The following is a 5,560-nucleotide window of genomic DNA, read 5'->3' as shown; positions in this document are numbered from 1 at the left end:
AGGAATGCTGCCCCGTTAGTGGAACAAGAAAGGAGTGGTTCCTTCACAATTAGAGTAATGTACCCTATTCGAAAAAGAAAAACAGGGTTGCCAATTGACAACCCTATCCTTAAAATCAACGTAATTCTTAATTAAACATTCTCACAAATTTACATTATAGCGGGGTTGGAATATTAATTAATTCGTCAAAATTTAATTCTAAAAGTTGTCCTGCATGAACTAAACCTGCTCCAAAACCGTACATAAGAACTCTGTCTCCATTTTTAACTTTTCCCTCACGGATTCCAAGGTCAAGAGCTAAAGGAATTGTAGCAGCAGAAGTATTTCCAAAGTTGACTAAGCTATAAAGAGTTTTTTCCATTGGGAATTCTAATTTCTCGCAAATAGGTTCGATTAGCCGTAAGTTAGCACTATGAGGTATAAACCAATCAACTTGTTCTAAACTCGTTTTCGTTTTCCCCAAAATTTGTTTCACACTATCAGGAACATTCCTTACAACCCATCGAAAAACTTCCCTGCCGTTTTGTACAAGATATTGAGTATCGAGCAACTCAATCCCATTGACCATTTTTGATAGCCCAGAACGGTATACATGCTGTGCTCCTTTACCGTCGCTTCCTAAATGAAATCCAATAAAACTCTTTGATTGTTCATCCTTTTCAACCAATACGGCACCTGCACCATCACCAAATAAAATACATGTGCTTCTGTCGGTATAATCCGTAATTTTTGAGATGGTATCTGCTCCAATAACAAGAACCTTTTTGTGGAGTCCAGAGGCAATAAAAGTGTGTGCTGTATGCAATGCATAAACAAACCCTGCACATGCTGCACTTAAATCGATGGCACCTGTCTGTGTGATACCTAAACGGTCCTGTATGATACTTGAAACAGATGGAAATGGAAAGTCTGGAGTGCTTGTTGCCACGATGATCATATCTACATCTTCGACTTTTTTATTATATCTTTTCATTAAATCCTTTACGGCAGCTACGCATAAATCACTAGTAAATTCATCAGGACGACTAATTCTACGTTCATGTATACCTGTTCTTTGAATAATCCAATCATTATTTGTTTCAACCATTCGTTCGAGTTCAAAATTGGTTAATTTTTTTTCTGGTACATATGTCCCAATAGCCGTTATTCTTGCTCCTATCATACATTTCACCCCATTATAAATTAGAAGTTAGTATTAGAATCTGGTACTAATTATAACATAAAAATATGCTTTACTCCTTATTGAAGTAAAGTAACGATTGTTGGACCACCAAGAAAAAAGTTAATCACCAAATGCAAATATCAAATCTGTCTCGCATACTAATTCTTCATCAACAAAGGCGATACCTTTTCCTTTCCCGATATGACCTTTTAATCGGGTAATTTCAACCTCAAGACGGAGTTGGTCTCCTGGTCTTACTTGCTTTTTAAAACGGCATTTATCTATTCCAGCTAAAAGACCTAACCTTCCTTGGTTTCCTTCCTTGGTTAACATTACGACTGCACTTACTTGAGCTAATGACTCCACAATTAGAACACCTGGCATAACTGGGTAATTAGGGAAATGTCCATTAAAAAATTCCTCATTTGCTGATACATTTTTTATACCTACTGCTCTTTTTCCTTCCTCTAATTCCACAATTCTGTCCACTAATAGAAATGGATAGCGATGCCTAATAATTTCCTTAATTTTTTGAGTTTCCAACAACATTACATCCTCCCTGCATTAAATTTTATAAGAATCAATTATAATTTTATCACTAAGTATTAGTAGTTGATAATAATTCGGAACTCTTCTTCAACTATCCTGCATCCGTTAGTTCAACAAGAAAAAATGACCGCCTCAGCGTTCATTTTCTTTTACTCTAGCACCCCGTTAGTTCAACAAGCAAATTTCATAAAAATGTTAATACAATGGCAATTATGCCAAATAAAATCAGCAGGATTCCAAACATAAAAATCCCTGTCACATATTCAAATATGGTAAAGAAAAAGGCAGCCTTCCTTATCTTACTTCGTTCTTCAAATAGAATTTTCAACCATCTTTAACTTCATAAAAACCAAGTGAACTTAAACCAAATCCAATAATAATACAACTAATTCCTACAAATAACTGTGTCATAATTTATTTTCTCCATAGATTATTAAAAGGTTTGGAATAAAAATAAACTGCTGAAGCAGTAAACGTTTTTAAACTCTTACATCCATTAGCTGAATATGGTGGAAACTGAGTCTGAGAAGAAAAATTACCTAATCTCCAAAAGCGTATATGTGTTTCTTTTGTTTTATCGCATCTTCACATAGTTCTTTAAATTCTTGTGCAAATGCCCTTATTTCTTGTTCCTTCTCACCAGTCAAATTGTAATTATTAATATTAATTAAGGCTTCACATATTACTATTAAATCTGGAATCTTATCTCTATATATTATTGTTTGACGATAAGGATCAAGATTCAAAAGAAGATTTAAGTCATTACCATTGCCCTTTTCCTTTTTAATTAAGTAAGCGTGTATTCTCTCGTTAAAATGAACATATCTTTCTGCCTTTGATGCTTCTTTATCGGTTACTCCAATTGAAAAATCTATTCCACACATAGCATCCCATCCTAAAACTTAATAACAGTAATTATTATTATTTTTATCATTTCTTGTTCAACAAACCTGCCCCGTTAGTACAAAAAGAAAAAAGGACTGCCGTAGCAAATCCTAACTAATCTAATTATCTATTGGAGAAAAATATACATTCCTTAAAGGATAATCATTACCACCATTACAGCCCAAAATAAACGTCTCAATGGCATTCCTCCTATGATGGGAATTTTTTCTATTCATTTATAATTAATTCGTCTTTCCCTCGGCTTATTCCTTCTTCAACTTTCCTGTCCGTTAGCACAACAAGAAAAAAGACCCCGCAGCGATCTTGTATCTTTAACTCTCGCAACCCGTTAGTTGAAGATTGCTTAATATTTCACTGGACCATAAAAGGGGTTTTTATTCATATCCGTTATAAATTCAATTGCTTTCGCTTGATACATTTTATCACGGTATTCATAAGCAATGATAATATCTCCAACAAACATCGCTGGTGTTATTTGACCACTTACCCTGACCATAAGATTTTTGTTAATTACTTCATAATCAATAATGCTGCCAAATCCTATATCCTCAAATAAATGCGAAGGTTCTATAGATTTAGTATCGACAATGGATACTTTGTCCGACACAATGATTTCAGCTTTTTCAGTAGTTAATTTTGTTTTTACGTTTTTATAGATAATCGCTAAAGGATTATCAACAAGTACATCAATCAATCCATTTGAATATCTATAGACATAAACTTCTTCATCTAATGCACCAGAACCATATCCTTTTGTTAAAGTAATGATTAATTCCTTTTTTCCATCTTGATTTATGTCTTCGTAAAATAGTTTCGGGGCATAGGTAGGATTTGTAACATTCATCCAAAAAGGTCTGAAGTAAGTTTCTCCTTTAAAATGAATTTTCAAATCTTGAAATAAACCGTTCTTTTCCTTAGCATATAAGGTTATCTTTTCTTTAGGTAACTCTGAAACAACTCTATATTCCTTTACGTCAGCCTCTGCGTTTTTAGGCATAACAAGAAAAACAATAACCAATATGAAGAAAATGTATCTTTTCATAGACAACACCTCATTTTAGTGTCCCCTAATGTGTATTCTTATGACACTATCCTGCCAGTTAGTGCAATAAAAAAGGGATCGCCGCAGCCATCCCATTCTTTAACTCTTGCACCCGTTACTTTAAGTATATTCTTTCACAAACTTTTCATCTTCCATATCTATTAAGTAAACATCATCATCCTTAACTAAGAACAATTTGCTCCCTCTGCCAACAGCATAATCATATTTCAGTTCTTCTCAGCTCTGATTTACCGTTTGAAATTTCTTTTTTTTCTTGTCCCTTAAAGAATACAAGTACACCACTGCCCTATGGTCATAACCATGACTAAACATAACTAGATCATTTAAGATAGCAAATGCATGACTTCCTTTGATAGGAACATTACGAATAATTTTATAGCCCGTCTTATTTAATGTAACAAGTGGAAAGTCAGAATAATAATAAATATTTGTGTCTTTAGAAGTGACGTTTAAAGCGTAACAATCGCTTATGAATGGAACTTTTCTCCCTGTTTGCATGACAAAATCGACGTAATCAAATGTTTGTACTCCATCATTATCATAACATCTTAAACCTGAATCCATATTTTCATCGAAATAACTTACCCATATATCAGAATCCTTTGTCGTTTGTACATCTTGAATTGCATCATCAAACTCGAACTTTTTTAACACATTTCCGTAAACACCAAATAAGGTACCGTTCCTTAAATCCCCCTCTTCCTTGTCGGTTCTTGCACTAACCAATAACCAAATCTCATCAAGAGGTTGAACAAAATCAAATGCTTCCAATACCGAAGGGAGTTCTATTTTATTTATTTTCCATTTACAACATGAAATACCTTATGCAAGTACCTTCCTTGTACCTTCTGTTCTGTTAATAAAATAATATTTCCGTCAAAATCGACACTAATTCTATAATCATCCTGTGCACCAGCAATATGCCTAACGTTTATACAATGGCTAGCTTTTATGTCATTCATTTTTGTTCCCCCTAAAATCATAACCAACACTTGTTAACCATAAGCATCCGTTAGTTGAACAAGATTTTTATTATTCAATTATTTGTAAAAATAAAAGGAAACTTAAAAGGGCAGTCCCAAATTCAAATAATATATCAGATTTTGTTTTCTTATTTAAAAGATCTTCAAATCCATTAGTTAAATTACTTACCCCGACGAAAAGCCATAACCATTCGAAAGATTTAAAACCGCTTTTAATAATGAGTATAAGACAGATTATACCTAATATTAGATTTAGTTTCCTTAGAATAATGAATGGTTTTGTACTTTGTCTTCTTTCACTTTTTTCAAAAAACAAATTCAATACTTTGTTCATTGCAACCGTCCTTTAAACAGATATTAAATCTCTTGTTTTAAAATAGAATCCATCGTTAAATCTTGATGTTTTCCTTTATGCATATGCCTCATCTAAGTATCCCCTAGACATTCCTACTTTCTCCATTATATTAGTTTTTTCAGTTGTATTTATTTATAATTCTTTACTCTTCAAAATAAATCCTTCTTCAACTATCCTGCCCCGATAGTTGAATAGACTCTCCCGTTTCAATTTCGAGAATCAAGTCAATAATTCCTCTAAAAAAGAAAATTTAGGGAGAGATGTATTTTGTTATTGTCAAAGGCATGGGAAACATATGAATCGGATAAACGAATTGAAGGATTTTCGCCACAAACATTAAAAGCATATAAACTCCAAGCCACATTACTTATTAGATATTTTAAGGATATTAAACTTAATACTATAACCACAGTTCAACTTAAAGAATACCTTGCAAAGTCAGGAGGAACCTTAAAACCTTCTAGTTTGGCTCACCGAATACGTTTTATGAAATCATTATTTCGTTGGTCACATGAGGAGGGGCATATTTCAAAAAATCCCGC

General features: G+C 33.2%; 7 protein-coding genes. 1 reads left to right on the top strand and 6 read right to left on the bottom strand.

Features of this window, described 5'->3' with window-relative positions:
- Nucleotides 1-154 precede the first annotated feature (154 nt).
- From ACIFOT_RS19510 to ACIFOT_RS19485, 6 genes are all read right to left on the bottom strand, one after another.
- A complete protein-coding gene (locus ACIFOT_RS19510; protein ID WP_430067008.1) occupies nt 155-1,162 on the bottom strand; it encodes a ketoacyl-ACP synthase III in 1,008 nt (335 codons plus the stop codon).
- 120 nt (nt 1,163-1,282) lie between these two features.
- Nucleotides 1,283-1,711 carry a 3-hydroxyacyl-ACP dehydratase FabZ gene (gene fabZ / locus ACIFOT_RS19505; RefSeq protein WP_430067007.1) on the bottom strand — a complete coding sequence of 143 codons (429 nt, stop codon included), beginning with the start codon at nt 1,709-1,711 and terminating at the stop codon, nt 1,283-1,285.
- A gap of 539 nt (nt 1,712-2,250) precedes the next feature.
- Complete coding sequence (locus tag ACIFOT_RS19500; RefSeq protein ID WP_430067006.1) at nt 2,251-2,595, bottom strand: hypothetical protein; 345 nt, start codon at nt 2,593-2,595, stop codon at nt 2,251-2,253.
- Nucleotides 2,596-2,960: 365 nt separating this feature from the next.
- Nucleotides 2,961-3,659 (bottom strand): hypothetical protein, encoded by a 699-nt coding sequence (locus tag ACIFOT_RS19495; RefSeq protein WP_430067005.1) that lies wholly within the window; start codon nt 3,657-3,659, stop codon nt 2,961-2,963.
- A gap of 237 nt (nt 3,660-3,896) precedes the next feature.
- Nucleotides 3,897-4,406: a hypothetical protein gene (locus tag ACIFOT_RS19490; RefSeq protein ID WP_430067004.1), complete on the bottom strand. Its 510-nt coding sequence runs from the start codon at nt 4,404-4,406 to the stop codon at nt 3,897-3,899.
- A 68-nt stretch (nt 4,407-4,474) separates the two neighbouring features.
- Nucleotides 4,475-4,642 carry a hypothetical protein gene (locus ACIFOT_RS19485; protein ID WP_430067003.1) on the bottom strand — a complete coding sequence of 56 codons (168 nt, stop codon included), beginning with the start codon at nt 4,640-4,642 and terminating at the stop codon, nt 4,475-4,477.
- Between the two features lie 643 nt (nt 4,643-5,285).
- On the opposite strand from ACIFOT_RS19485, the gene ACIFOT_RS19480 reads away from it, so the two are divergent.
- Nucleotides 5,286-5,560 (top strand): site-specific integrase (locus ACIFOT_RS19480; protein ID WP_430067002.1); only part of this gene is annotated, 275 nt, incomplete at its 3' end.

The sequence above is a fragment of the Neobacillus sp. NRS-1170 genome (assembly GCF_050468025.1).
This window is presented reverse-complemented; position numbering and strand designations above follow the sequence as displayed.